Here is a 25,356-nt window from a genome sequence, read left to right as displayed (position 1 = left end):
AGCGACGGCCGAGCCCCGCGTCCCCCGTCCCCACGCGCCGCCCCGCACCTGGCACCCGGGACCCCGCCAACCCGCGCGGGTAGCCTGGAACCCGTGAAAAGCCCGCCGCCGACCCTCCCGTCCGCCGCACTTCCGCCGTCATTGCGGATGCTGCTGGGGCTGGCGGCAGGGGTGGTCGTCCTCGCGGGCGCCCACGCGGCCCGGGAGATCGTCGGACCCCTCGCGCTTGCCGCCGTCATCGTCATCATCTGCCATCCCGCGCGTGGTCCCCTCGAACGCCGCGGCTGGCCGCGATGGGCGGCGACCACGGCGGTGATCTTCGTCGCGTACGCGGTGCTCTCGCTCATGGCGCTGCTGCTCTACATCGCCGGGGCGCAATTCGTCGGGCTCGTCCGCGATTCCCAAGACCAGCTGGTGAGCACCGCCGAGAGCGTCACGCAGTGGCTCGCCGGGCTCGGGGTGCAGCAGGAGGCGTCGGATGCCGCGGCGTCGGTCCTGGATCCCGCGAACCTGACCGACTGGGCGGCCTCCCTCGGGGGCACCACCCTCAGCATCCTCACCGCCTTGTTCTTCGTCTTCGCCTACGTGGTCTTCATGGCCGCCGACGCAGGGCGATACGCCCACGCGCAGCGGGAGCTCGGGGAGCGGATCGCCCCCACGGTGCGCCGGTTCCAGCAGTTCAACTCCGGGGTGCGGCGGTACTACGTCGTCAATGCCAGCTTCGGCCTGATCGTGGCGGTCATCGACGGGCTCGCCCTGTGGGCGCTGGGAGTGCCGGCACCCCTCGTCTGGGCGATTCTCGCGTTCGTGACCAACTTCATCCCCAACGTAGGGTTCATCATCGGGCTGGTGCCGCCCGCGTTGCTGGCGCTGGTGGTGGGCGGCTGGCCGCTGATGCTCGTGGTGATCGCGATCTACTGCGTCGTCAACGTCACCCTGCAGGTGATGATCCAGCCGAAGTTCGTCAGTGACGCGGTGGACCTGAGCCTGACCCTGAGCTTCTTCTCCGTCGTGTTCTGGACCTTCGTGATCGGGCCGCTGGGGGCGATCCTGTCGATCCCGCTGACGTTGATGGTGCGGGCCCTGCTGCTGGACGGCGACCCGCACACGTGGTGGGTGCGGTGGTTGTCGGGGGAGTCGGTGCGGCCGACCGCCGACTGATCACCGGTCCGCCGCGGCGTGCCCTCAGCGGGGCTCGATGCGCAGCACGTCGGGGGAGGAGCCCACCGGCAGGTCGTCGACGATGCGCAGCGTGCGGGCGACGTCGTCGATGGCGGCGACCACGGTGCCCACCCGCTCCCGATCGCTGCACACCGCGGTCAGCGTCACGAAGTGCGTGCCGGTATCCCATGTGTAGGTGACGAACGGGAGCGTCTTGGCATCGCTGGGCAGCGTCATCGCCAGCTTCTCGCCCACGCCGAGGTAGGGATTGCGGAACGACTCGGTGTCGTCGTACTCCATCGGCATCATCGCGCGCGATGCGCGCAGCTGAGGGGTGGCCTGCTGGATCTGTGCCATCGCCACGAGCAGCTCCGGGTCGTCCTTCCACACCCACACCAGCACGCGGCCATCCGCCTTGCGCATGAGCAGCGGTGCCGCCTGGCTCACCGCCCACGCGGCGAAGCCGCTGCCCGGTCGGGGCTGCGAGCGCAGCGCGGTGTTCGCCTGCTCCATCAGCATCCGGATCGCCGCCTTGCGGTGGCGGCGGCCCTTGAATCCGAGTGAGCCTGTGACCGGCACCCATCGGGCGGGATCGGCGTCGGCCTGCAGTCGGGACATGGATCCAGGGTAGGGGGATGCCGCGGTGCGCGGCTATGCGTCGGCCCCGAGTGGCGCCTTCGCGGGTTGCCGGTGGTGCTCCGGTAGAGTGGGGCCGCGTCGTCATACCCCGCGGCGCGACGCAGAGATAGGCAGCCACCCTCCGTGACTTCCCCCGCGACACCCGAACCCGCGCACCCCGCTGGTCCTCGCCGCCCCCTGAAGATCGTCATGGCTTGCGACACGTTCGCCCCCGACGTCAACGGTGCGGCACGCTTCGCCGAACGCCTCGCGGCAGGTTTGGCGACCCGTGGCCACGAAGTGCATGTCGTCGCCCCCGCCCGGCAGTACCGGCGGACGCCGCCCGCCACCGAAGTGATCGAGGGCGTCCCCCTCACCGTGCACCGCCTGCCTTCCGTGCGCTGGCCCCCGCACGACTGGTTGCGCTTCGTCTGGCCGTGGCGCGCCAAGTACTACTCACGCCGCATCCTCAGCGCTGTGCGCCCCGACGTGGTGCACATCCAGTCGCACATCATCATCGGGCGAGGTATGTCCCGCATCGCCAAGCAGCGCGACATCCCGGTGGTCGCCACCAACCACATCATGGCCGAGAACATCCTCGACTACACGACGCTGCCGCCCCTGCTGGACAAGGTGTTCCTCAAAGCAGCGTGGGACGACGCCGAGCGGACGTTCACCATCGCGCGGGCCGTCACCACTCCCACCCGGCGCGCCGCGGACTTCCTCGAGTCGACCATCGACATCTCCGGCGTGATTCCGATCAGCTGCGGCATCGACGCGGCCAACTACACGCCCCATCTGGCTCCGCGTGAGGTCAACCGCATCCTGTTCGTCGGGCGTCTGACCACCGAGAAGCACATCGACACGCTGCTGCACGCGGTGGCCAAGCTCGACCCCGCCCTCGACGTGACCGTCGACATCGTCGGCGGCGGCGACCAGCGCAAGTCGCTGGACACCCTCGCGGCGCAGCTGGGTCTGAGTGAGCAGGTGCGGTTCCACGGTCGTGTGGACGAGGACGAACTGCGTTCCCTCTATTCGCGTGCGAGCGTGTTCGCGATGCCGTCGATCGCCGAGCTGCAGTCGATCGCGACGATGGAGGCCATGGCCTCGGGCCTGCCCGTCGTCGCCGCCGATGCGCTCGCGCTGCCGCACCTCGTGCAGGACGGCGTGAACGGCTGGCTGTTCCGCCCGCGGGATGCCGATGACCTGGCCCTCAAGCTCACCCGCGTGCTGACCTTGTCGCCCGAGCAGTTCCTGGCGATGCAGCAGGCCTCGCTCAAGGGTGTCGAGATCCACGACATCGCCCGCACCCTCGACACGTTCGAGGCGCTGTATCGGGGCGAGCCGGTCAAGCCGTGAGCGCGGGGGCACCCGAGAGCGGCGGCATCCGCCTCTTCTTCGACGCCCGCTACATCCGCACCGATTTCCACGACGGCATCAGCCGTTACTCCGCCGAGCTCGCCGCCGCTGTGCATGCGATGGCCGCCGACCGCGGCGTGGAGGTGACCTACCTGGTGCACGACGAGGCGCAGCTGCCGCTGCTGCCAGACGGCGCGCAGACGCTGGCGCTGCATGCACCCACGTCGTGGCGGGAGCCTTTCACCGCCCGGCTGCTGAACCGCTTCGAGCCCGATGTCGTCTTTTCTCCCATGCAGACGATCGGGTCGCTGGGGCGTCGGTTCAAGCTGATCCTGACGCTGCACGACACCATCTACTACCGCCACCGCACCCCTCCGCGCGATCTGCCCGCGCTCGTGCGAGTGGGCTGGCGGCTGTTCCACCTGAGCTATCTGCCGCAGCGGGTCACCCTCAACGCGGCGGATCTGGTCGCCACCGTCAGTGAGACCAGTCGCCGGCAGTTCGCCGCCGCGCGGCTGACCAAGCGCCGCGTCGTGGTGATCCCCAACGCGCCACAGCGCCTGGCCGACCTGCTGCCGGGCGGTGCCGATGCCGTGCGCACCGACGGGCCGGTCCGCAACATCGTCTACATGGGCTCGTTCATGCCCTACAAGAACGTCGACACCCTGGTGCGGGCGATGCGCCTGCTGCCGGGACGCACGCTGCACCTGCTGTCGCGCATCACCCCCGCCCGTCGTGCCGAACTGCAGGCGCTCGCGGCCGGCGGCGCGGTGGTCTTCCACGACGGCGTGACGGATGCCGAGTACGCCGCTGCCCTCGCCGACCACGCCGTGTTGGCCTCGACGAGTCTCGACGAGGGGTATGGCCTGCCGCTGGCCGAGGCCCTCGCGCTCGGGGTGCCCGCCGTGGTCAGCGACATGGAGATCTTCCACGAGGTCGCCGGTTCCGGCGCGCTCTATGTCGACCCGCGGGATCCCGCGGCCGTCGCCGCGGCCGTGTCGACGCTCGATGACGAGGGGGTGCGTGCCCGCGTCATCGCGGACGGCACCGCCCACATCGCGCAGTTCACGTGGCAGCGCTCTGCCGGCATCCTGCTGGATGCCGTGGCGTCGCTCACCGCCCGCTGACGCGCCGGTCGCGGGCAGCGGGCGTCGCGTCGATCAGCGGTGGGTGGGGTCGGTCGGCACGCGGCGGTAGCCGTCGCGACGAAGCTCGACGACCGAGGCGGCCAGCGCGACGGCCCCGAGGGCGGTGAAAACCAGGATGGCGATCATGGCAGAAACACTACGGAAAGGCGCAAACTGCCACTAGTGGCAGTGCGGCCATCCCCCGTAGGATTACTGCCATGAGAACAGTTGCCTGCGTCGTGCAGCCCGGGTTCGCCCCGTTCGAGTTCGGCGTGGCCTGCGAGGCGTTCGGGCTGGACCGCACCGACGACGGCATTCCGAACTTCGACTTCCGCATCGTGACTCCCGATCCGGGCGCGGTCCCCTCGAAGATCGGCTTCTCGATCAACGTCGACGAGGACCTGGCGTTCGCCGACGAAGCCGACCTCCTGGTGATCTCCCCGGTGCCGTACGAGCGGTGGCACGACAATGACCCGCGCGTGCTCGACGTCGTGCGGCGGGCGGTTGCCCGCGGCGCGTGGGTGCTCAGCGTCTGCAGCGGATCGTTCGTGCTGGCCGCGGCCGGGGTGCTGGACGGTCGTCGCGCGACGACGCACTGGATGTACGCCGATCAGATGGCGCGGATGTACCCGAAGATCGACGTCGACCCCGACGTGCTGTACGTGCAGGACGGCCGGATCATCACGAGCGCCGGGACGGCGGCGGGGTTGGATGCCTGCCTGCATCTGCTGCGCCAGGAGCTCGGTGCCGAGATGACCAACACCATCGCGCGACGTATGGTGATCGCCCCGCAGCGCGACGGTGGCCAGGCGCAGTTCATCGCCAAGCCACTGCCCCTGGCCGCGAACCAGTCCCTCGCGCCGGTGACCGACTGGATGATCGCGAACCTGCGCGAGGATCTGTCCGTCGAGCAGCTCGCGGCACGCGCGCACATGTCACCTCGTACGTTCGCGCGTCGGTTCAAGGCCGACCATGGCGCGACCCCGGCCGCATGGCTGTCGCGGCAGCGGCTGATCCACGCGCAGCGGCTGCTGGAGAAGACCGATTTCGGGCTGGACCGCATCGCCGACGAGTCGGGCTTCGGGTCGGCCGCGGTGCTGCGCCAGAACTTCGCCCGCACTCTGGGGCTCACCCCCACCGCGTACCGCGCGCGGTTCTGCTGCACTCAGGCGGAGGCCGAGCCCGCCGCCTGAGCCCTCGGTTGTCGGAGTCGGGGTCGCGCTTGGCAGGCAGGCAGGGTCGCAGGCGCGCGAGCACCCGCATTGCCGCACGGGTGGCCCGATGATAAACTTGAGTCACAAAGGCTCAAGTTTGGGCCCCGTAGATTTCAGGAGAACGAATGAACGCTACGCAGCAACCAGGGCAGGAGGAGTCCAAGAGCGCCCTCGAGCAGTTCGGGATCAACCTCACCGACCGCGCCCGCCACGGCAAGCTCGATCCCGTGATCGGCCGCGACAGCGAGATCCGTCGGATCAGCCAGGTGCTCACGCGCCGCACCAAGAACAACCCCGTGCTCATCGGCGAGCCAGGCGTCGGCAAGACCGCCGTCGTCGAGGGCCTCGCCCAGCGCATCGTCGCCGGCGACGTCGCCGACTCGCTCAAGGGCAAGGAACTCGTCGCCCTCGACATCTCCGCGCTGGTGGCCGGGGCGATGTACCGCGGCCAGTTCGAAGAGCGCCTCAAGAGCGTGCTCAAGGAGATCACCGAGTCCGACGGGCAGATCATCACCTTCATCGACGAGCTGCATGTGCTCATGGGAGCCGGCGGCGGCGAAGGCTCGGTCGCGGCATCCAACATGCTCAAGCCCATGCTCGCCCGCGGTGAGCTGCGCCTGATCGGCGCCACGACGCTGGACGAATACCGCCAGTTCATCGAGAAGGATGCCGCGCTGGAGCGTCGCTTCCAGCAGGTGTACGTGGGGGAGCCGAGCGTCGAGGACACGATCGCGATCCTGCGCGGGTTGAAGGAGCGGTACGAGGCGCACCACAAGGTCGCCATCGCCGACGCGGCGCTGGTGGCTGCGGCATCCCTGTCCAACCGGTACATCGCCGCCCGGCAGCTGCCGGACAAGGCCATCGACCTGATCGACGAGGCGGCGTCACGGCTGCGCATGGAGATCGACTCCGCGCCTCTGGAGATCGACGAGCTGCGCCGCCACGTCGACCGGCTGGGACTGGAAGAGCTGGCACTGAAGAAGGAGAAGGATGCCGCGTCGAAGGAGCGGCTCGCCGCGCTGCGCGAGACCCTCGCCGCCGAGCGCGAGAAGCTGGGCGAACTGCAAGCGCGCTGGGAGCGCGAGCGTGCGTCGCTGAACCGCGTCGGCGACCTGAAGACCAAGCTCGACGCCGCCCGCGTCGACGCCGAGCGGGCGCAGCGCGAGGGCAACCTCGAGCGCGCCTCGCGGCTGCTGTACGCCGAGATCCCGGCGCTGGAGCGCCAGCTGATGGAAGCCGAGCGCGCCGAAGGTGCCGAGGGCGAGCGCATGGTGGGCGACCAGGTGACCGACGAGGACATCGCCGCCGTCATCGCCGCGTGGACCGGCATCCCCCTGGGACGCCTGCTGCAGGGCGAGACCGAGAAGCTGCTGCATCTGGAGGGCGAGCTCGGCAAGCGCATCATCGGGCAGCGGGAGGCCGTCAAGGCCGTGTCCGACGCCGTACGCCGCTCGCGCGCCGGCATCAGCGACCCCAACCGGCCGACCGGGTCGTTCCTGTTCCTCGGCCCCACCGGAGTCGGAAAGACGGAGCTTGCCAAGGCGCTGGCGGAGTTCCTCTTCGACGACGAGCACGCCATGGTGCGCATCGACATGTCGGAGTATGGCGAGAAGCACTCGGTGTCCCGGCTGGTCGGTGCCCCTCCCGGGTACATCGGCTACGAGCAGGGCGGGCAGCTGACCGAGGCGGTGCGTCGTCGGCCCTACTCGGTGGTGCTGCTGGACGAGGTGGAGAAGGCGCATCCCGAGGTCTTCGATGTGCTGCTGCAGGTGATGGACGACGGGCGACTGACCGACGGTCAGGGCCGCACGGTCGACTTCAAGAACGTGATCCTGATCCTCACGTCGAACCTGGGTTCGCCGATCCTGATCGACCCGACCCTGTCGTTCCCGGAGAAGCGGGAGCAGGTGCTGACGCTGGTGCGTCAGGCTTTCCGCCCCGAGTTCGTCAACCGGCTCGACGACGTCGTGGTGTTCCAGGCGCTGACCCAGGACGATCTGGCCCAGATCGTGGAGCTGTCCGTCGATGCGCTGCAGCGCCGGCTGAAGGACCGCCGGCTCACGCTGGCGGTCACCCCGGATGCCAGGGCGTGGCTGGCCGAACGCGGCTACGACCCGCTCTTCGGGGCGCGCCCGCTGCGCCGGCTCATCCAGTCCGAGATCCAGGACCGCCTCGCGATGGCGATCCTCGGCGGCGGGGTGCACGACGGCGACCTGGTGCGGGTGGATGTCGCGGCAGACGGTTCGGCGCTCGTGCTCACCAGTGACGGCCCTGCCGAGACGGTCGTGGACGACGACGTGATCGAGGCGGAGCTGCTCGACGACTGAACCCGCACCCGGCTCCGCGCCAGACCGTGCGCGTGCTCGCGCACGTGAGAGCATCGTGGCGTGAGCACGCTTCGGGCGCTGTGGGGCGCATCGCACCCCGGCCCGTCCGTCGTGGTCACGGTGCTGGCGCTGGCGTTGGGTGTCGCGGCGGGCCTGGACCCGGGGCGCATCGCGCTGCTGGGCGCCGCCGTGCTGTGCGGCCAGCTGTCGGTCGGCATCTCCAACGATGCGATCGACAGCGGGCGCGACACCGCGGTCGGCCGCACCGACAAACCGCTCGTACGAGGCGAGGTCACCGCGCGCACCGCCTGGATCGCCGCGGTCGCAGCCCTCGCGGTGGCGCTCGTACTGTCGGCGTTCCTCGGGCTCGGCATGCTGGTCGCCCACGCCGTCGCCCTCGCCTCGGCGTGGGCGTACAACGCCGGGCTCAAATCAACGCCGCTGTCGATCCTGCCCTTCGTCGTGAGCTTCGGCATCTTCCCGTCGCTGGCGACTCTGTCGGCGCAGCCGCCGGTGATCGCGGAATGGTGGGCTTGGGTGGCCGGCGGGGCGCTCGGGGCCGCGGTGCACCTGACCAACGTGCTGCCCGACCTGGAGGACGACCGCCGCACCGGCGTGCGGGGCCTTGCCCACCGCATCGGGGCGCGGCCGGCGGCGGCTCTGGCCGGGATCGCGGTGCTCGCCGGTGCCTGCGCGGTGCTGTGGGGGGCAGCGGATGCCGGTGCCCCCGGCATCCTGGCGTGGGTGCTGTTCGCGGGAGTTGCGGTCTTGGCCGTGGCGACGGTGGTGCGCGTGCTGGTGCGCCCGCCCGACCGCGTGGTGTTCCGCCTCGTGATGGCCGCCGCACTGCTGCTCGCGGTGCAGCTGGTCGCGTCCCCCGGCTCCCTGGCGGGCTGATCGCCGCCGAGTGAGTATTCGCGTTGCCGAGTGAGTATTCGCGTTGCCGAGTGAGTATTCGTCGGGTCGAGTGAGTATTCGTCGCGTCAGCCGGCGGTGTCGAACCCCATCGCGTAGGCGCGGGCGAACAGCGGCCCGCCCGCGGCCAGGGCGGCGCGCATCGCCGCGGCACGCGAGGCGGCCACGGTGGGGCCGGCCGGCCGGCCGAGCGTCGTGTTCATGGTCGCCAGGCGCGCCGCCCGCCGCGCGGACCGCACCCGGTCGCGCTCCCAGGCCGCCAGCTGCGGCTCGGGCGCCGTGCCATCGCGCACCCATTGCGCCAGCAGCGGCGCCAGCCCCGCGGCATCCAGCAGCCCGAGGTTCATGCCCTGCCCGCCGATCGGGCTGACTTCGTGCGCGGTGTCGCCGATGACGAAGAGGCGATCGCGGCGCAGACGCGGGGCGACGACGCGGCGCACGCGGAAGGCCGTCGCCTGCGTGATCGCCGCCGCGCCCTCGGTTTCCCCGCGTGCGACCAGCGCGGTCCGCAGTCGCGTGAGGCGGGCGGCGTCGTCCGGGGCGCCACCGTCGTCCCATGCGACGAACCGGCGGCCGCCCGGGAGCGGGAACGACTCCAGCACGCCGTCACCGCCGAGGTGCACGACGGCGACGTCGGCATCGTCGCGCCGCGGCGCCGCGGCATCCGCCATCAGGTAGCGGTCGGGATATTCGGCGCCCCGTGGCATCCCGGGGCGGAAGACGAGCCCCCGCGCGCCCGCACCGCCGGCGACGACGACCAGCGGCGCGGTCGCCTCCCGCGGTCCGGACGCGGTCTCGGCGCGCACTCGCATCTCGGCGCCATCGCGGACGATCCCGGTGACGGTCGCGCCGCGCACCGGGGTAGGCGCGCCGACGGCCAGCGCCGCCTCGGTCTGGGCCTGCGGGAGCGTGGCGACGAATGGATGCCGCGTGTGCAGCCGGTCGAAACGCACGACGCCCAGCAACCGACCGTCGCTGCGCGCTTCCCCGCGGCGCACTCGCACCGCGCGCTGCAGGATGCGCTCGGTCGCCCCGCCGGGCTCGAGTGCGGTGAGGGTCGGTGAGTGCAGGCCGATCGCGCGGGTGCCGTCGCCGACGGCGGTACGGCGGTCCCACAGTGCGACCTCCACGCCGCGGCGGGCGAGCTCGGCGGCCAGGAACGTGCCGACCGGGCCCGCGCCGACGATCATGACCTCAGGCATGGCCGGTGGCGTGGGCGAGGAGGCGGAACGGGGGATGGCTCTCGACGCGCCAGCCGTTGCCGCCGAGGGTGTGCTCGAGTTCGTTGGCGCGATAGCTGCGGCGGATCGACCGCAGCCCGTCGGTGCGCAGGAACGTCCCCGGTGCCAGCGGCGTGATGCCGACGGCATACAGTCCGAACGCCGCCCGGTTGCGGGCGATGTCGCCGTGCAGCACCGGGCCGGTCGACAGGGCGAGCGACTCAGCGGTGAAGCGGTGCAGTTCGTCCACGGTCAGGTGATGCAGCACATGGTTGGACACGACCGCGTCGAACCGCGCTCCCTCGGCGAGCAGCGTCGCGGAATCCGCGCAGCGGAAACGCACGTTCGGCGTTGCGCGTCGCTGCGCCGCCGCCAGGGCGCGGGCGTCGGGGTCCACGCCGAGCCAGTCCACGGTCAGTCCGTCCTGGTGGGCCAGGCGCGCGAGGCGCGCGACGACGTCACCGCCGCCGGAGCCCAGATCCAGCACCCGGGCGGGCCGGCCGAGCGAGATCAGGTGAGGCCGCAGGCGGCGACGGTAGACCTGCCCCCAGCCCGAGACGACACGGTTGACGGCGCCGAACCGGCGCAACGTGGCATCCAACCGCTCGGGATCGCAGAGAGGGTCGTCCATGAGTTCGCGCAGCGCCGTGTCGCGGGCGGCGAGGCTCACGCGCGCTCCGCGGTGCGTCGGGTGAGAAGGGCGGACTCCACCGTCAGTCCCGGCCCGAACGCGAGCGCGGCGATGCGCTGGCCGCTTCGGTTGGTTGCGGTGCCGTTGGTGGTGCCGGTCGTGCCGGTCGTGCCGGTCGTGCCGTCGGCCGTGCCGTCGAGGAAGGTGCGCAGGATGAACAGGATCGTTGCGCTGGACATGTTGCCGTAGTCGCGCAGCACGCTCCGCGATGCCTCGAGCGCGGATGCCGGCAGCTCCAGCCCGGTCTCGACGCGGTCCAGCACGCTGCGTCCGCCGGGGTGGACCGCCCAGGCATCCGGTTCGTCGTCGCCGAGGAAGCGGTCGACGGCGCCGCGGATCTCGCGGCCGATGATGCGGGGGACTTCGGCGGAGAGGACCATGTCGAATCCCTCGTCGCCGATGGTCCAGACCATGTCCTGGTCGCCTTCGTCGGTCAGCGCCGTGCCGAATCGCTCCAGGTCGAGCCACCGGTCGCCGCGCAGGGCCGGGTCGGCGGTGACGATCGCCGCCGCGGCGCCGTCGGCGAACACCGACGACGACACGATCTGCTGCGGATCGCTGGACGAGCGGAAGTGCAGCGTGCACAGCTCCGCGCACACGACCAGCACGACCGCGGCGGAGTCCCCCGCGCAGATGCGGGCCGCCGTACGCAGCCCGGGCAGCGCCGCAGCACACCCGACGAACCCCAAGTGGTAGCGCTCGACGGTCGAGGGTAGGCCGAGGTCGCGCACCAGCCGGTAGTCGGGGCCGGGGGCGAACAGTCCGGTGCAGGAGACCGTCACGACGTGCGTCACCTGGTCCGGTGTGATGTCGGCGCCGCGGATCGCGGCATCCGCTGCCGCCGCGAACAGCGGTGGTGCCCTCCGGATGTACTCGGCGTTGCGGGCGCCGGTGCTCGGGGACAGGATGCGTCCGTCCGTGTCGATCACCGCCATCTCGGACGGGTCGTCGGGGACCTCGCCGGAGAATTCTGCCAGCACGGTGTGCCGGTAATCGATGGCCGAGGCGTCGAACGCGGCGCCGATGAGCCGCTGCGCGCGGCGGTCGATGCCGGGTTGCGCGATGAACAGGTCTCGTACGTGCTGCTGCGCCAGCCGCGTCGGCGGGACCGCAGTGCCGATCGACAGGACGCTGGTGACCATGGTTCACGATAACCGGGAGGTGCCACCGTCGTCCCGCACCTGGTGCGCCCCCGGCCCGCCGTCTACAGTGTGCGACCCGCGCGTTCCGGCGCGCTCACGAGTGAGTATTCGTGCCCTCGAGTGAGTATTCGCGTTGCCGAGTGAGTACTCGAGGTGCCGAGTGAGCATTCGTGGCATCCGCCGGCCGCATTGAGCGTAGGAGATGTGGCGAACGTAGGACGGATGCCACGGGGAATCGCCTACCTGCGGCACATCTCCTACGCTCGCAGCAGCAGCAGCAGCAGCAGCAGCAGGAGCGGAAGCGGGAAGCAGGCATTGCCGCGAGCAGCCACCGCGGAGCCATCCCCTCTGTCGTCGCGGATGGCCCGACCCGCGCCGGTGTCGGGCCCGCTGTCCGTGGCATCCATCGGTCGGCCCGAATCGCCGTACGGCTGGCCCGTCCACGGACGTTTGCAACGATGGACCCGACGGATGCCACGGCGCCGGGGCCCGCGAATACTCACTCGCGCCCGCGAATACTCACTCGACGGCGCGAATACTCACTCGACGGCACGAATACTCACTCGACCGCACGAATACTCACTCGACCGCACGAATACTCACTCGACCGCACGAATACTCACTCGACGGCACGTATACTAACTCGGCAGCGACGCGGCGGGCGCTAGCGTGGCGACATGACGATCGCGACAGCGGACCTGTACGACCAGCGCGGCGACGAGCTCGACTCGGTCGCCCTCCAGTTCCATGACTTCGGCGGGCACACCGCCTTCGACGGCCCGGTGCGCACGATCCGCTGCCATCGCGACAACGCGCTGGTGAAGCAGACCCTCGCCACCCCGGGCGAGGGTGCGGTGCTCGTGATCGACGGCGCCGGGTCGCTCGAGTCGGCGCTCGTGGGCGACCGCATCGCGGCATCCGCCGTCGACAACGGCTGGGCCGGCATCATCGTGCACGGCGCGATCCGCGACCGTGAAGCGCTCGCCGCCCTGCCGATCGGCATCAAGGCCCTCGGCAGCAACCCCCGCACGAGCGCGAAGACGGGCGTCGGCGAGATCGACGTGCACGTCACGATCGCCGGCATCGTCTTCGCCACCGGCAAGCACGTCTGGGCCGACGCCGACGGCGTGCTCGTCGAGCGCTGAGCCGCGAGACCCCTCGACATCCGGATGCCGCAGCGGCATGCTGGCGGCATCCGATGACGGGAGGACTCCTTGCTCGCCGACGCCCCCACCTTCAGCGGCTTCTCGGTCGATGACATCGACGCCGCGCTGACGTTCTACCGCGACACCCTGGGCCTTGACGCATCGCTCGGCGACATGGGGATCATCCAGTTGCGCCTGGCCGGCGGCGCGCGGGCGATCGCGTACCCCAAGAAGGACCACGAGCCGGCGACGTTCACGATCCTGAACTTCGTCGTCGACGACGTGGATGCCGCGGTCGATGACCTGCAGAGCCGCGGCGTGGAGACCAAGATCTACACCAACCCGCACTACGGCACCGATGAGCGGGGCATCGCGCGTGGCAACGGCGGACCGGCCATCGCCTGGTTCCGCGACCCTGCCGGCAACGTGCTGTCCGTGCTCGAAGACCCCGAGCCCGCCTGAGAGTGCGACTCCGGAACGACGGATGCCGCGACCCGGCCGGTCGGCCGAGATCGCGGCATCCACTCGATCAAGGAGCGTGAGGACCGAGGGCGTCAGCCCTTCAGCGCCTCCTTGAGGTGCACGCGGGCGCCCATCCGCAGGATCGAGTTCTCGTAGATCTTCGCGCCCACCCAGATCGCGCCGACGCACGTGACGAGCAGAATCACCAGTGACACGAGGGGCTCCCACCACTGCGCGTCGCCGAAGAAGATGCGCACCGGCATCCCGACCGGGGCCGAGAACGGCACGTACGACATGATCGTCATGACGGTGGGGTTGTCGTTGAAGAAGACCGCCACGAAGTACGGCACCATGACGAGCAGGGTCAGCGGCGTGGTGGTCGAGCCGATGTCCTCCTGGCGGGAGACCATCGCTGCAGCCGCGGCGAACAGTGACGCCAGCAGCACGAAGCCGAAGAGGAAGAACACCGCGAACCACACCAGCGGTGCGCCCAGGCCAGACAGCAGCTCGCCCTGTCCCGTGACCGTGAGTCCGATCACGGCGACGGCAGCCAGACCGATGATCTGCCCCATCGCGAGCACCGTGTTGCCGATCACCTTGCCCGCCAGCAGCGCCCGGGTGGGGACGGCCGAGATCAGCAGCTCCACGACGCGTGTCGCCTTCTCCTCCACCACACTCTGCGAGATGGTCGAGCCGAAGGTGGTCGCGGCCATGAGGAACACCACTCCGAACAGGAGCGAGATGATGTAGCGCATCAGGCCGTCGTCGTCGGCGGGCTCCGTCTGCAGCAGTTCCACCGACGGCGACACGCTCAGGGCCGACATCAGCGTGGACGGCACGGCGTCGTCGCCGACGACCGTGAAGTCGAATCCGCCTTCGCCGCCCGGGATGAGGGCCGCATCGACCTCGCCGTCGCGGACGAGCTCGCGGGCCTCTTCGGCCGAACCTACCTCGGTGATGTCGAGCATGCTGTCCAGGGGCGCGACGATCTGCGCGGTCTCGCCGGTCACTGCCACGGGAGTGCGGCTGTCCTGCTGAGCGGTGAACCCGCCCCACAGCACGCCGGCGAGGGCGATGACGAACAGGATGGCGGTGGAGATGACGAATGCCTTGCTGCGCAGCTTCGAGCCGATCTCACGCTCGGCGACGAGCCAGGTGCTCTGGGCGAAGGAGGGTGCGGTGTTCACTGGATGACCTCCTTGAAGATCTGGGCGAGGGATGGATGCCGCGGGGCGAAGCTGGCCACGTCGCCGGCGGCGACCGCGCGGCGCAGGACCGTTTGCACGGTGTCGTCGGAGTCGGCGTCGAACAGGGCGTAGCCGCCGTCGAATTCCAGCACCGTGATGCCGGGCTCGTCGCGCAGCCACCCGGCGTCGCCGGCGGAGACGAGCTCGAACCGGCGGGTGGAGTGCGCGGCGCGGAGGCCGTCGCGGGACCCGGCGGCGCGGATGGTGCCGCCGGCGATGATCACGAGGTCATCGCACAACCGCTCGACGACATCGAGCTGGTGCGAGGAGAACAGCACGGCTGCGCCCTGGGCGGCTCGCGTCTGCAGCACGCCGGCGACGACGTCGACGGCGAGGGGATCCAGGCCCGAGAACGGCTCGTCGAGGATCAGCACCTGCGGGTCGTGCACGAGGGCGGCGGCGATCTGCGCACGCTGCTGGTTGCCCAGCGACAGCGTCTCGACGTTGTCGCCCAGGCGCTCCCCGAGCCCGAGTTCCTCGAGCAGGGCGGTGCCGCGGGTGGTGGCATCCGCTTTCGAGAAGCCGTGCAACCGGGCGAGGTAGACGATGTGCTCCAGCACCTTCATCTTCGGGTACAGACCGCGCTCTTCGGGCATGTACCCGAAGCGGCGGCGGTCGGCCGCCGTGACGGGTACGCCGTCGAGGGTGACGGTGCCGGCATCCTTGGCGAGCACGCCCAGGATGATGCGCATCGTCGTGGTCTTGCCCGCGCCGTTGCCGCCGACGAAGCCGGTCAGCCGCCCGGGGGCGACGGTGAACCCGACGTCGTCGAGCACACGGCGCGTGCCGTAGCTCTTGGTGATTCCGGTCAGTTCGAGCATGAAGCTCCTCCTCGGTCGATGCTTCAACGCTACGGAAGTCGCGACCGGGCAACCTCCCCCGTGGGAGGGGTTTGTTGACCTCCCCCCTGTGGGGGAGAGCTCTCAGGGACCGCCTAACTGCATGCGCTGGAATATATGCCGCGGGCGGACGTTGACGCCGTAGGTATCGCGCCCCCGCGACTACCCGACCCCCTTGGAGAAACACACATGACCGAACTGACCATCGGCTACATCGTCGGCAGCCTCTCGTCGACCTCGATCAACCGCCGCCTCGCAAAGGCGCTGGAGCGACTGGCCCCCGAGGGCGTCACGCTCGTGGAGATCCCGATCGCCGATCTGCCGTTCTACTCGGTCGACCTCGAGGCGGAGTTCCCGCAGGCCGCGCGCGACTTCAAGGACGCGATCGACCGCGTCGACGGCGTCATCATCGTCACGCCGGAGTACAGCCGCTCCATCCCCGGCGTGCTGAAGAACGCGCTGGACTGGTCGTCGCGTCCCTACGGTCAGGCGTCGTTCAACGGCAAGCCGACCGCCGTCATCGGCACCTCGGGCGGCGGCATCGCCACCGCTGCGGCGCAGCAGCACCTCAAGGCCATCCTCAGCCACTTCAACGCGCCCACGCTCGGCCAGCCTGAGGGCTACGTGCAGTCGCTGCCGGGTCTGTTCACCGACAACGGCGAGGTCACCAACGACGAGACGGCCACGTTCCTCGTCGCGTACCTGAGCGCGTTCGTCGCGCTCATCCAGCGGTACGCACCGGCCGACTCTGCCGCTTCCGCCGTTTCCGCCGCGGCCTGACCCGCCGCCTCGAAGCCCCGGCCCGCACCGCGGCGCCGGGGTTTCGCGCATCCACCCCGCGTTTGGGGTGCGTATCGGTTCCCGAACCCGGGTTTCCGGGGGTTTGGGGCGCGTATCGGTCCCCGAACGCGGTTCCGACCCCCAACCCGGAACCTCGCCCCCGCACCCGGTTTCGGTGCAGGTGGGGCGCGTATCTGTCCCCGAACCCCGTTTCACCCGGGCTTGGGGCGCGTATCGGTCCCCGAACCCGGGTTTGCGGGGGTTTGGGGCGCGTATCGGACCCCGAACCCCGTCCCGACCCCGTCCCGACCCCGACCCCGACCCCGGAACCCCGAACCCGAACCCCGTCCCGACCCGACCCGCGACCCGGAACCCGGGTCAGACCAGGCCGTGGGTATGGGCGTAGACGACCGCCGCGACCCGGTCGCGGGCGCCGAGCTTCTGCAGCACGTTGGACACGTGCGTCTTGACGGTGGCTTCGCCGATGAACAACTCCCGCGCGATCTCGGCGTTGCTGCGCGCCCGCGCGAGCAGCTGCAGCACCTCCGCCTCCCGCTCGGTGAGGTCGATGGGCTGCTCGAGTGTCACTCGCGCATGGTTCGCGGCGCCGGGACTGTGCGGTAGCGACACCGGAGCGGCTCCGGCGCCGGCACCGGCGGCAGCGGCACCGGCGGCGCCGGCGGGGGTGGATGCCGCGGACGTGAACCGCTCGATCACGCGGCGGGTGACCTCCGGGGCCAGCAGTGCGTCGCCGGCGGCGGCGACCCGCACCGCCGAGGTCAGATCCTCCGGTCCGGCGTTCTTCAGCAGGAATCCGCTCGCCCCCGCCGACAGCGCCTGGAACAGGTAGTCGTCCCGGTCGAAGGTCGTCACGATCACCACCGCCGCCGTGATGTGGGGGTCGGCGACGATGCGCCGCGTCGCCTCGAGCCCGTCCATATCGGGCATCTGCACGTCCATGCAGACGACATCCGGCTGCAACGCGGATGCCGCGGCCAGCGCCTCCACGCCGGTGGCGGCCTCACCGACGACCAGGATGTCGTCGGCGGCATCCAGGATCATCCGGAACCCGGCGCGCATGACGGCGTGGTCATCGACCAGCAAAACGCGTGTCGGCGCGCTCATGCGGGCACCGGCACGGCCACGGGGATGCGCACCCGCACCAGAAAGCCGCCGCGCGGCCGGGGCCCGACGTGCAGGGTGCCGCCCGAGGCGGAGGCGCGCTCGCGCATGCCCACCAGGCCCAGCCCCGCCGGGTGCTGCAGGCGGACGCGGCCGGTGTTGGCGACCTCGAGCTCGATCGCGTCGTGGTCGTACCGCAGCCGCACGTCGGCGGTCGCGCCCGGTCCACCGTGGCGGCGGGCGTTCGTGAGGGATTCCTGCGCGATGCGGTAGAGGTTCACCTGCACGAACTCGGTCGGTTCGAACGGTTCCCCGACCACGGTGTACGTAGTGGGCAGCCCGTTGGCGTTGGCGTGCGCGATGAGCTCCGGCAGCGCGGACAGGTGCAGCGTCGAGGACCCTGGTGCGTCGGCATCCGGTGTGCGCAGAGTCTCCAGCAGGTGACGCATCTCGTCGAGGGCGTAGCGTGCGGATGCCTCCACTCCCGTCAGCGCGGCGCGCGCGGCATCCGGATTTCGCTCCAGCACCGTCCGTGCGGCGCCGGCCTGCACGCCCATCGCCGAGACGTGATGGGCCACGACGTCGTGGAGTTCGCGGGCGATGCGCACCCGGTCAAGTGCCACCGCCTGTGCGGTGGTGAGCTCGCGTTCCCGTTCGAGTTCGGCGGTGCGCTCCTCCAGCGCGGTGCGCGCGAGCGCCGCCGCGTAGGCGTGGTCGCCGAGATAGTAGGCGCCGCCGAAGTAGGCGATGTTGACCATGAACTGGATGACCATGAAGGCCGCGAACGGCGAGAACGCGCCGGCGCGGGACAGTCCCTCATCCGACGGGTCCACCGCTGCCTGGAAGGTGGTCACCAGCAGCCACACGAACATCGCGATGACCACGAGCACGCGGACGATCGTCGCGCGGCGGCGGTCGTCCAGCCAGGCGCCGACCGTGTACAGCGCGATGAACAGTGCCACCTGGCCGATGTACATGTCGGTGATGTGGAAGGTCACGCCGGCGAAGTAGGCGATGGCGACGATCACCAGCACGGTGGCGGGGTAGCGGCGGCGCAGCGCGAGCGGCACGGTCACGGCGGCGGCATACGCCAGCGCCCAGCCCAGTCCCGGGGTGTCCTCGCCGAAGTATCCGGCGATCTGGCCGAGCCACGAGCTCACCACGGCGGCGACGAACAGGCCGCCGCTGAGCCAGAGGTCGGTGCGCTGGTCGCCGGGCGTCGGCGGGCGGCGGCGCGGCGCGGTGAAGGGGAGCGGGATCGTGCTCATCACTCCAACGTAGGGGGGAGCGTCGACGGTGGCATCCCCCGCGAGACGGAGTGCGTCGCGGGACCCCTTGCCCGCGTACTTGTTTTTTGCAAGCATGAGCCATCCGCCCGAGGCGGCGGCATTGCAAAGGAGCACGTCGTGACCGAGATCTTCGTCAATCTGCCCACTGCAGACCTGCAGCGCAGCACTGCGTTCTACACCGCCCTGGGCGCCACGGTGAATCCGCTGTTCTCCGATGAGAACGCGGCGTGCATCGTCTGGGCAGACAACGTCTACTTCATGATGCTCACCCGCGAGTACTTCGCGACGTTCACCGAGAAGCAGGTGGCAGACCCCGCCACCACCGCCCAGGTGCTGGTGGCCCTCACGCGGCCCTCGCGGGAGGACGTCGACGCCACCCTGGCGGTCGGGATCGCCAACGGGGGAGTGGAGCCGGCGGCTCCGAAGGACCTGGGCTTCATGTACACCCGCGACCTGGAGGACCCCGACGGCAACGTGCTGGAGTTCTTCTACATGGACCCGGCGGCTGTGCAGTCGGGCCCGGCGGCGTACGCCGAGCAGAGCCAGGCGTAGGTGGCGGCGCGCAGTTACGGCCAATACTGCGGTCTCACCACCGCCGTCGAGCTGATCGGGGAGCGGTGGGCGCTGCTGATCATCCGGGACCTGCTGGTGGGCCCGCGTCGGTACACCGATCTCAAACAGGGGCTGCCGCGGATCCCGACCAACATCCTCTCCACCCGTCTGAAGGAACTGCAGGATGCCGGCGTGATCCGCCGCGTGCCGCTGGCCCACCGCGGGCTGGTGTACGAGGTGACCGCGTACGGCCGCGAACTCGAGCCCATCGTGCTCGCGCTCGGGCGGTGGGGATTCCGGGCGATGGGCGAGCCCGCCGACGGCGACGTCGTCACGGCGGATTCGTTCACGATCGCACTGCGGTCGGCGTTCGTGGCGGATGCCGCAGCGGCGCTGCCACCGACGACGTACGACGTGCATCTGGGGGAGGTGGGGGTGCGCGCCGGAGTGTCCGCGGAGGGCCTGCGGGTCGCGCCACTCGCGGCGGGGGGACGGGCCCCCGCGGGGGAGGCCGATGTCGTGCTGTCCGCGGGGTTCGGCATCCGCCGGCTGATCTCCGGTGAGCTCGGGCCGCAGCAGGCGCAGGATGCCGGCGTCGTCGAGGTGCGCCGCGGCGACCCGGCGCTGCTGGAGCGGTTCGCCGCGACATTCTCGATACCGCCAGGATCGATGCCGCGCAGCGGCGTTGAGGCGGGCGCGGATCAAGGTTGAGCAGCCGCCGACGGCATGAGCGGGCGCAGGTTCGCCGAGATCCCGAAGTACGTCGCGTCCCGCGGCAGGCCGACTCTGGACTGGCAGGGCGCGACGCAGTTGGGTGCGGATGCCGCGGCGGAGGTCGCCGCGCTGCGCGAGAAGCATGAGGATGTCCACGTCATCGGCAGCCTCGACTTCGTGCAGACGCTGCTGGCGGGCCGAGGCATACGACGAGCTCGTGCTGTGGGTCTACCCGATCGTGCTCGGCGTGGGCAAGCGCGTGTTCGCCAACGGCAGGCCGCCCGCCCGGTTGCGGCTGGTGGCACCGCCCGTGGTGGGCGGCACCGGCCCTGCTGCTGCGGTACGCGCCGGACGGGGTGCCCGTCACCGGCGTCGCGATGGGGTGAGGCAGGGTCGGGGGTTCTTCGGGCTTCTTCGGGTCGGTCAGCCGAAGATCATCGGGCGGTCGTCATCGTCCTCGGGGGAGGTGACGTCGAGGTCGACCACCACCGGGACGTGGTCGCTGGGGATGTCGCCCTTGCGCTCGTCACGGTGGATGGCAGCGCCGGTGACGCGATCGGCGAACGCGTGCGAGCCGAGGATGAAGTCGATGCGCATGCCCTGGTTGCGGGGGAAGCGCAGCTGCTTGTAGTCCCAGTAGGTGAACCCGGTGGGGACGAGTGGGCGGACGACATCGATCATGCCGGCCTCCTCGATCGCGCGGAACGCCTCGCGCTCGGCCGGTGAGACGTGCGTCGAGACGCCCTCCACGACGGCGGGGTCGCCGTTGTCGGCATCCGTCGGGGCGATGTTGAAGTCGCCGACGAAGGTCAGCGCAAGATCCGGGTTGGTCGTCAGCGAGTCGCGGGCGTGCTGGGCGAGGGCGCCGAGCCAGTCGAGCTTGTAGAGGTAGTGCGGGTCGTCGAGGGAGCGGCCGTTGGGGACGTAGAGGCTCCACACCCGCACGCCGCCGATCGTCGCGCCGATGGCGCGCGCCTCGAGCGGGGCGTCGGGTCCCTCGTGGCCCTTGGCGAAGCCGGGCATGCCGGGGAAGGACGTCTCGACGTCTTCGATCGGCTCGCGGCTGGCGATGGCGACGCCGTTCCACTGGTTGAGGCCGTGGGCGACGACGTGATAGCCGGCATCCTCGAAGGCCTCATAGGGGAATTGCTCCGGCTTGCACTTGATCTCCTGCATCGCCAGCACGTCGATGCCCTCGCGCACGGCGAAGTCGACGGTGCGCACGACGCGCGCGCGGATGGAGTTCACGTTCCAGGTGGCAAGCCGCATGACACCAGCCTACGGTCGACCCCCGACGTGCCCGCCCCGTGCTGCCGAGTGAGTATTCGCGCTGCCGAGTGAGTATTCGTGCTGCCGAGTGAGTATTCGCCGTGGCATTCTGGGGAGATGCGCATCGCCGTCACTGGATCCTCTGGAAAGCTCGGCCGCACCGTCGTCCGCGTCCTGCGGGATGCCGGCCACACCGTCATCGGTCTCGACGTCGTCGGGACGCGGGGTCCTGGATTCGTGCAGGTCGACCTCACCGACTTCGGCCAGGTGATCGACGCGATCGCCGGCGTGAACGATCAGCACGACGGGATCGATGCGCTGGTGCACCTCGCGGCCATTCCGGCCCCCGGCATCCGCAGCGATGTCGCCACGTTCCACAACAACATGGCCGCCACGTTCAACGTGTTCTGGGCAGCCGTGCGACTCGGTGTCGAGCGCATCGTCTACGCCTCCAGTGAGACCGTGCAGGGGCTGCCGTTCGATGTGCCGCCGCCGTACATCCCCGTCGACGAGGGCTATCCGGCGCGTCCGGAGTCGGTCTACTCGCTCGTGAAGCACCTGGAAGAGCAGATGGCGATAGAGCTGGTGCGCTGGCATCCGTCGCTGTCGATCACCGCGTTGCGCTTTTCCAACGTGATGGATCCGGAGGATTACGCGGCGTTCCCTGATTTCGACGCGGATGCCACCCGGCGCAAGTGGAACCTGTGGTCCTATATCGACGCGCGGGATGGAGCGCAGGCGATCCTGCGCGCACTCGAGGTCGCACCGGCCGGCTTCGACCACTTCCTCATCGCGGCGGCCGACACCGTCATGTCGCGCCCGGCGGCCGAGCTGGTGGCGGAAGTATTCCCGGGCGTGCCCGTGCGCGGCGAGCTGGCCCCGCACGCGACCCTGTTCTCGATCGACAAGGCCCGCCGGTTGCTCGGCTTCGAGCCGCAGCACTCCTGGCGCGACGGGTCGTAACGGGCGCGAGTACTCGCTCGACGCGCCGAATACTCGCTCGACGCGACGAATACTCACTCGCGAGCCCGAATACTCACTCGGCAACGCGAATACTCACTCGACGCGACGAATACTCACTCGGCAGCAAGCCGGCGGCTACAGGGAACGGAGGATGTCCTCGACCCGCTCCTTCGCGTCGCCGAACAGCATCTGCGTGTTGTCGCGATAGAACAGCGGGTTCTGCACCCCGGCATAGCCGGCGGCCATCGACCGCTTGAACACCACGACGTTCTCCGCCTCCCACACCCGCAGCACCGGCATCCCCGCGATCGGCGACGTCGGATCCTCCGCGGCGGCGGGATTGACGGTGTCGTTCGCGCCGATCACCAGCACCACCGACGTCGCCGCGAAGTCGTCGTTCACCTCGTCCATCTCCAGCACGATGTCGTACGGCACCTTCGCCTCGGCCAGCAGCACGTTCATGTGCCCCGGCAGACGCCCGGCAACGGGATGGATGCCGAACCGCACGTCCACCCCCCGCTCCCGCAGCCGGTGGGCGAGCTCGGCCACCGGATACTGGGCCTGCGCGACGGCCATGCCGTACCCGGGCGTGATCACCACCGACGACGCGTCACGCAGCAGGTCCGCAACCGTCTCGGCATCCACCTCGCGATGCTCGCCGTGGTCCAGGTCGCCAGCCGTCGGCGCCGCGATCCCGAAGCCGCCGGCGATCACCGACAGGAACGACCGGTTCATCGCCTTGCACATGATGAACGACAGGTACGCACCCGACGACCCCACCAGCGCACCGGTGACGATCAGCAGGTCGTTGTTCAGCAGGAAACCTGCCGCCGCCGCCGCCCAGCCGGAGTAGCTGTTGAGCATCGAGACGACCACGGGCATGTCGCCGCCGCCGATGGATGCCACCAGGTGCCATCCCAGCGCCAGGGCCAGCACCGTGACCGCCACGAGCAGCCAGATCGACGGCGTGATGACGTACCAGACGGTCAGCGCCAGGAAGGCGACGAGCGCCCCCACGTTGAGGATGTTCTTCCCCGGCAGCATCAGCGGCTTGGACGACATGCGCGCCGACAGCTTCAGGTACGCCACGATCGATCCGGTGAACGTCACGCCACCGATGAAGACGCCGATGAACACCTCGGCGTGGTGGATGTCGCTCAGCGCCCCCGACAGCCCGGGGTCGTGCAGGGCGCCGTTCCAGCCCACGAGCACGGCGGCCAGACCCACGAACGAGTGCAGCAGCGCGATGAGCTCGGGCATCCCGGTCATCTCCACCGCCCGTGCCCGCCACAGTCCCACCGCCGCGCCGAGGAGCACCGCGATGCCCAGCAGCACCAGCCCGAAGGTGGCCTGCGGGTCGCCCCACGCGTTCTGCACCGACACCCATGCGGTCGCGCCGAGCGCGATGGTCATGCCGGCGATGCCGTAGCCGACACCGGCGCGCGCGCTTTCGTGGCTGCTGAGCCCGCGCAGGCTCAGCACGAACAGCAGCGCCGCGACGATGTAGGCGGCGGTGGCCACGGAGGCGGCGGTCATCGGTCACCCTTCGAGAACATGGCGAGCATGCGCCGCGTGACGGCGAACCCGCCGAAGATGTTGATGGATGCCAGCAGCACCGCGATCGCGGCGAGGATCTGCACCGGCGGGTCGGGGATCGTCACCTGCAGCATGGCGCCGACGACGATGATCCCCGAGATCGCGTTGGTGACGCTCATCAGCGGGGTGTGCAGAGCGTGGTGCACCTTGCCGATCACGTAGAAACCGACGATCACCGACAGCACCAGCACGGTGAGGTGCTGCGGCAGCGGGGCCGGGGCGACCGCCGACACCGCGAACAGTGCGGCGATTCCCAGCGCGATCAGGCCGGTGCGGCCGGCGGGCGACAGCGTGCGCTTCGGCTCGACCGGGGCGGACGCGGCGGAAGGGGTGGATGCCGCGACCGGCGCCGCGGACACCTGCACCGGCGGTGGTGGCCACGTCGACCGGCCGCCCTGGACCACCGTGATGGAACGCTGCACGATGTCGTCGAAGTCGATGATGAGCCGGCCGTCCTTGCCGGGGGTGAGCAGCTTCACCAGGTTCACCAGGTTCGTGCCGTACAGCTGGGATGCCTGCGCCGGCAGGCGCGACGCGAGGTCGGAGTAGCCCAGGATGGTCACGCCGTTGTCGGTGACGACGCGCTGCCCGTCGATCGAACCCTCGACGTTGCCGCCGTGGGCGGCGGCCATGTCGACGATGACGCTGCCCGGCTTCATGCTCGCGACGTCAGCCGCAGTGAGCAGTCGTGGTGCGGGGCGCCCGGGGATCAGGGCGGTCGTGATGACGACGTCGACCTCGCGGGCCTGCGCCGAGTACAGCGCGGCGGCGGCGCGGTCATACGCCTCGCTCGTGGCCTTCGCGTAGCCGTCGCTGGATTCCATGACCTCGTCGACGACCACCGGCAGGTACTCGCCGCCGATGGAGCGCACCTGGTCGGCGACCTCGGGGCGTGGGTCGGTGGCTCGGACGATCGCGCCGAGCGAGGATGCCGCGCCGATGGCGGCGAGCCCGGCGACGCCGGCCCCCGCGACCAGCACGGTGGCGGGTGGGACCTTGCCCGCGGCGGTCACCTGGCCGGTGAAGAACCGGCCGAACTCGTGCGCGGCCTCGATGACGGCGCGGTAGCCGGAGATGTTGGCCATCGAGCTGAGCACATCCATCGACTGGGCACGCGAGATGCGCGGCACGGCGTCGAGGGCGAGCGCGGTGATGCCGCGTGTCTGCAGCGATTCCCGTACGTCGGGCCGCAGCGCCGGCGACAGCAGCGCGATGATCGTCGCCCCGTCTGCCAGCAGCGCGATCTCGTCGGGCGTCGGCGGGTTCACCTTCAGCACGACGTCGGCGGCCCACGCTTCGGCCCGCGTGACGGTGCGCGCACCGGCGTCGCGATACGCGGCATCCGGATACGACGACGCCGCGCCGGCGCCGGCCTCCACGATCAGCTCGTAGCCGAGCGCGATCAGCTTCGCGATGGTGGCGGGCGTGGCAGCGACGCGGGTTTCCCCCGCACGCTCCGCAACGATCCCCATGGTCGTCATGCGGACTCCTGTGCTCGTGGCGGACGACGTGCGTTCGGGCGCACCGCCGAGTTCGTACTGTCGATCTTGACTATAGGGCGCGGTGGTCGCGGCCCCTCCGAGGGCGTGGCGTGAGAAAGATCC

Annotated in this window: 24 protein-coding genes; 12 read left to right on the top strand and 12 right to left on the bottom strand. The window is 70.4% G+C overall.

Features of this window, described 5'->3' with window-relative positions; translation table 11 throughout:
* Window positions 1–93 precede the first annotated feature (93 nt).
* Window positions 94–1,161: an AI-2E family transporter gene (locus NQ151_RS10635; RefSeq protein WP_257528062.1), complete on the top strand. Its 1,068-nt coding sequence runs from the start codon at window positions 94–96 to the stop codon at window positions 1,159–1,161.
* A gap of 24 nt (window positions 1,162–1,185) precedes the next feature.
* Here NQ151_RS10635 and NQ151_RS10630 read toward each other — a convergent pair whose 3' ends face one another.
* Window positions 1,186–1,779, bottom strand: coding sequence for a hypothetical protein (locus NQ151_RS10630; protein ID WP_257528061.1), 594 nt, complete (start codon window positions 1,777–1,779; stop codon window positions 1,186–1,188).
* A 144-nt stretch (window positions 1,780–1,923) separates the two neighbouring features.
* On the opposite strand from NQ151_RS10630, the gene NQ151_RS10625 reads away from it, so the two are divergent.
* The 5 genes from NQ151_RS10625 to NQ151_RS10605 all read left to right on the top strand — a co-directional run bounded on the left by NQ151_RS10625 (window position 1,924) and on the right by NQ151_RS10605 (window position 8,703).
* Window positions 1,924–3,138 (top strand): glycosyltransferase, encoded by a 1,215-nt coding sequence (locus NQ151_RS10625; RefSeq protein ID WP_257528060.1) that lies wholly within the window; start codon window positions 1,924–1,926, stop codon window positions 3,136–3,138.
* 26 nt (window positions 3,139–3,164) lie between these two features.
* The gene (locus NQ151_RS10620; protein WP_257528198.1) at window positions 3,165–4,265 is read left to right on the top strand and encodes a glycosyltransferase family 4 protein; all 1,101 of its coding nucleotides are present in this window, start codon (window positions 3,165–3,167) and stop codon (window positions 4,263–4,265) included.
* A 218-nt stretch (window positions 4,266–4,483) separates the two neighbouring features.
* Entirely contained in the window at window positions 4,484–5,458 is a 975-nt protein-coding gene (locus tag NQ151_RS10615; protein WP_257528059.1) for a GlxA family transcriptional regulator, read from the top strand.
* 146 nt (window positions 5,459–5,604) lie between these two features.
* Complete coding sequence (locus NQ151_RS10610; protein WP_257507350.1) at window positions 5,605–7,806, top strand: ATP-dependent Clp protease ATP-binding subunit; 2,202 nt, start codon at window positions 5,605–5,607, stop codon at window positions 7,804–7,806.
* A 60-nt stretch (window positions 7,807–7,866) separates the two neighbouring features.
* Window positions 7,867–8,703: a UbiA family prenyltransferase gene (locus NQ151_RS10605; protein WP_257528058.1), complete on the top strand. Its 837-nt coding sequence runs from the start codon at window positions 7,867–7,869 to the stop codon at window positions 8,701–8,703.
* 86 nt (window positions 8,704–8,789) lie between these two features.
* Here the strand turns inward: NQ151_RS10605 and NQ151_RS10600 are convergent, their stop codons facing one another.
* The 4 genes from NQ151_RS10600 to NQ151_RS10585 all read right to left on the bottom strand — a co-directional run bounded on the left by NQ151_RS10600 (window position 8,790) and on the right by NQ151_RS10585 (window position 12,181).
* Complete coding sequence (locus NQ151_RS10600; protein ID WP_257528057.1) at window positions 8,790–9,923, bottom strand: FAD-dependent oxidoreductase; 1,134 nt, start codon at window positions 9,921–9,923, stop codon at window positions 8,790–8,792.
* On the bottom strand, window positions 9,916–10,611 hold the full coding sequence (locus NQ151_RS10595; protein WP_257528056.1) for a methyltransferase domain-containing protein: 696 nt from the start codon (window positions 10,609–10,611) through the stop codon (window positions 9,916–9,918). The genes NQ151_RS10600 and NQ151_RS10595 overlap by 8 nt, the downstream gene beginning before the upstream one ends.
* Window positions 10,608–11,774 (bottom strand): type III polyketide synthase, encoded by a 1,167-nt coding sequence (locus NQ151_RS10590; RefSeq protein WP_257528055.1) that lies wholly within the window; start codon window positions 11,772–11,774, stop codon window positions 10,608–10,610. Before NQ151_RS10590 ends, NQ151_RS10595 begins: the two co-directional genes overlap by 4 nt.
* Window positions 11,775–12,031: 257 nt before the next feature.
* Window positions 12,032–12,181, bottom strand: coding sequence for a hypothetical protein (locus tag NQ151_RS10585; RefSeq protein ID WP_257528054.1), 150 nt, complete (start codon window positions 12,179–12,181; stop codon window positions 12,032–12,034).
* Between the two features lie 270 nt (window positions 12,182–12,451).
* Between NQ151_RS10585 and rraA the strand changes: the two genes are divergently transcribed.
* Window positions 12,452–12,919 (top strand): ribonuclease E activity regulator RraA, encoded by a 468-nt coding sequence (gene rraA, locus NQ151_RS10580; RefSeq protein WP_257507356.1) that lies wholly within the window; start codon window positions 12,452–12,454, stop codon window positions 12,917–12,919.
* Between the two features lie 69 nt (window positions 12,920–12,988).
* Window positions 12,989–13,381, top strand: coding sequence for a VOC family protein (locus NQ151_RS10575; protein ID WP_257507357.1), 393 nt, complete (start codon window positions 12,989–12,991; stop codon window positions 13,379–13,381).
* Window positions 13,382–13,473: 92 nt separating this feature from the next.
* On the opposite strand, the gene NQ151_RS10570 is transcribed toward NQ151_RS10575, so the two are convergent.
* Window positions 13,474–14,568, bottom strand: coding sequence for an ABC transporter permease (locus NQ151_RS10570; protein WP_257528053.1), 1,095 nt, complete (start codon window positions 14,566–14,568; stop codon window positions 13,474–13,476).
* Window positions 14,565–15,449, bottom strand: coding sequence for an ABC transporter ATP-binding protein (locus NQ151_RS10565; RefSeq protein WP_257528052.1), 885 nt, complete (start codon window positions 15,447–15,449; stop codon window positions 14,565–14,567). The genes NQ151_RS10570 and NQ151_RS10565 overlap by 4 nt, the downstream gene beginning before the upstream one ends.
* Before the next feature lie 207 nt (window positions 15,450–15,656).
* Here NQ151_RS10565 and NQ151_RS10560 point away from each other — a divergent pair, with 207 nt between their 5' ends.
* Complete coding sequence (locus NQ151_RS10560; protein WP_257528051.1) at window positions 15,657–16,247, top strand: NADPH-dependent FMN reductase; 591 nt, start codon at window positions 15,657–15,659, stop codon at window positions 16,245–16,247.
* 378 nt (window positions 16,248–16,625) lie between these two features.
* On the opposite strand, the gene NQ151_RS10555 is transcribed toward NQ151_RS10560, so the two are convergent.
* Together NQ151_RS10555 and NQ151_RS10550 are read right to left on the bottom strand one after the other, a co-directional pair.
* On the bottom strand, window positions 16,626–17,372 hold the full coding sequence (locus tag NQ151_RS10555) for a response regulator (RefSeq protein ID WP_257528050.1): 747 nt from the start codon (window positions 17,370–17,372) through the stop codon (window positions 16,626–16,628).
* Window positions 17,369–18,637 (bottom strand): sensor histidine kinase, encoded by a 1,269-nt coding sequence (locus NQ151_RS10550; RefSeq protein ID WP_257528049.1) that lies wholly within the window; start codon window positions 18,635–18,637, stop codon window positions 17,369–17,371. The genes NQ151_RS10555 and NQ151_RS10550 overlap by 4 nt, the downstream gene beginning before the upstream one ends.
* A 138-nt stretch (window positions 18,638–18,775) precedes the next feature.
* Here NQ151_RS10550 and NQ151_RS10545 point away from each other — a divergent pair, with 138 nt between their 5' ends.
* Both NQ151_RS10545 and NQ151_RS10540 read left to right on the top strand, forming a co-directional pair.
* Window positions 18,776–19,210 (top strand): VOC family protein, encoded by a 435-nt coding sequence (locus NQ151_RS10545; protein WP_257528048.1) that lies wholly within the window; start codon window positions 18,776–18,778, stop codon window positions 19,208–19,210.
* Complete coding sequence (locus tag NQ151_RS10540) at window positions 19,211–19,921, top strand: winged helix-turn-helix transcriptional regulator (RefSeq protein WP_257528047.1); 711 nt, start codon at window positions 19,211–19,213, stop codon at window positions 19,919–19,921.
* A gap of 426 nt (window positions 19,922–20,347) precedes the next feature.
* On the opposite strand, the gene NQ151_RS10535 is transcribed toward NQ151_RS10540, so the two are convergent.
* Window positions 20,348–21,193 (bottom strand): exodeoxyribonuclease III, encoded by an 846-nt coding sequence (locus NQ151_RS10535; RefSeq protein WP_257528046.1) that lies wholly within the window; start codon window positions 21,191–21,193, stop codon window positions 20,348–20,350.
* A gap of 117 nt (window positions 21,194–21,310) precedes the next feature.
* Here NQ151_RS10535 and NQ151_RS10530 point away from each other — a divergent pair, with 117 nt between their 5' ends.
* Window positions 21,311–22,156 carry an NAD-dependent epimerase/dehydratase family protein gene (locus tag NQ151_RS10530; RefSeq protein ID WP_257507367.1) on the top strand — a complete coding sequence of 282 codons (846 nt, stop codon included), beginning with the start codon at window positions 21,311–21,313 and terminating at the stop codon, window positions 22,154–22,156.
* 135 nt (window positions 22,157–22,291) lie between these two features.
* On the opposite strand, the gene pntB is transcribed toward NQ151_RS10530, so the two are convergent.
* Both pntB and NQ151_RS10520 read right to left on the bottom strand, forming a co-directional pair.
* A complete protein-coding gene (gene pntB / locus NQ151_RS10525) occupies window positions 22,292–23,692 on the bottom strand; it encodes a Re/Si-specific NAD(P)(+) transhydrogenase subunit beta (RefSeq protein WP_257528045.1) in 1,401 nt (466 codons plus the stop codon).
* Window positions 23,689–25,233: a Re/Si-specific NAD(P)(+) transhydrogenase subunit alpha gene (locus NQ151_RS10520; RefSeq protein WP_257528044.1), complete on the bottom strand. Its 1,545-nt coding sequence runs from the start codon at window positions 25,231–25,233 to the stop codon at window positions 23,689–23,691. Before NQ151_RS10520 ends, pntB begins: the two co-directional genes overlap by 4 nt.
* Window positions 25,234–25,356: the final 123 nt, after the last annotated feature.

This window comes from Microbacterium sp. zg-YB36 (assembly GCF_024623575.2).
Lineage (GTDB): Bacteria > Actinomycetota > Actinomycetes > Actinomycetales > Microbacteriaceae > Microbacterium.
The sequence above is the reverse complement of the archived record's forward strand: the minus strand, read 5'-3'. Positions and strand labels throughout refer to the sequence as shown.

What these genes read in the sequence shown, in the direction of transcription:
- NQ151_RS10615 (WP_257528059.1), top strand. Translation starts at nt 4,484, where the DNA reads ATGAGAACAGTTGCCTGCGTCGTGCAGCCCGGGTTCGCCCCGTTCGAG.
- NQ151_RS10610 (WP_257507350.1), top strand. Translation starts at nt 5,605, where the DNA reads ATGAACGCTACGCAGCAACCAGGGCAGGAGGAGTCCAAGAGCGCCCTC.
- NQ151_RS10630 (WP_257528061.1), bottom strand. Translation starts at nt 1,779, where the DNA reads ATGTCCCGACTGCAGGCCGACGCCGATCCCGCCCGATGGGTGCCGGTC.
- NQ151_RS10530 (WP_257507367.1), top strand. Translation starts at nt 21,311, where the DNA reads ATGCGCATCGCCGTCACTGGATCCTCTGGAAAGCTCGGCCGCACCGTC.
- NQ151_RS10560 (WP_257528051.1), top strand. Translation starts at nt 15,657, where the DNA reads ATGACCGAACTGACCATCGGCTACATCGTCGGCAGCCTCTCGTCGACC.
- NQ151_RS10555 (WP_257528050.1), bottom strand. Translation starts at nt 17,372, where the DNA reads ATGAGCGCGCCGACACGCGTTTTGCTGGTCGATGACCACGCCGTCATG.
- NQ151_RS10535 (WP_257528046.1), bottom strand. Translation starts at nt 21,193, where the DNA reads ATGCGGCTTGCCACCTGGAACGTGAACTCCATCCGCGCGCGCGTCGTG.
- rraA (WP_257507356.1), top strand. Translation starts at nt 12,452, where the DNA reads ATGACGATCGCGACAGCGGACCTGTACGACCAGCGCGGCGACGAGCTC.
- pntB (WP_257528045.1), bottom strand. Translation starts at nt 23,692, where the DNA reads ATGACCGCCGCCTCCGTGGCCACCGCCGCCTACATCGTCGCGGCGCTG.
- NQ151_RS10590 (WP_257528055.1), bottom strand. Translation starts at nt 11,774, where the DNA reads ATGGTCACCAGCGTCCTGTCGATCGGCACTGCGGTCCCGCCGACGCGG.
- NQ151_RS10520 (WP_257528044.1), bottom strand. Translation starts at nt 25,233, where the DNA reads ATGACGACCATGGGGATCGTTGCGGAGCGTGCGGGGGAAACCCGCGTC.
- NQ151_RS10565 (WP_257528052.1), bottom strand. Translation starts at nt 15,449, where the DNA reads ATGCTCGAACTGACCGGAATCACCAAGAGCTACGGCACGCGCCGTGTG.
- NQ151_RS10585 (WP_257528054.1), bottom strand. Translation starts at nt 12,181, where the DNA reads ATGGATGCCACGGACAGCGGGCCCGACACCGGCGCGGGTCGGGCCATC.
- NQ151_RS10600 (WP_257528057.1), bottom strand. Translation starts at nt 9,923, where the DNA reads ATGCCTGAGGTCATGATCGTCGGCGCGGGCCCGGTCGGCACGTTCCTG.
- NQ151_RS10550 (WP_257528049.1), bottom strand. Translation starts at nt 18,637, where the DNA reads ATGAGCACGATCCCGCTCCCCTTCACCGCGCCGCGCCGCCGCCCGCCG.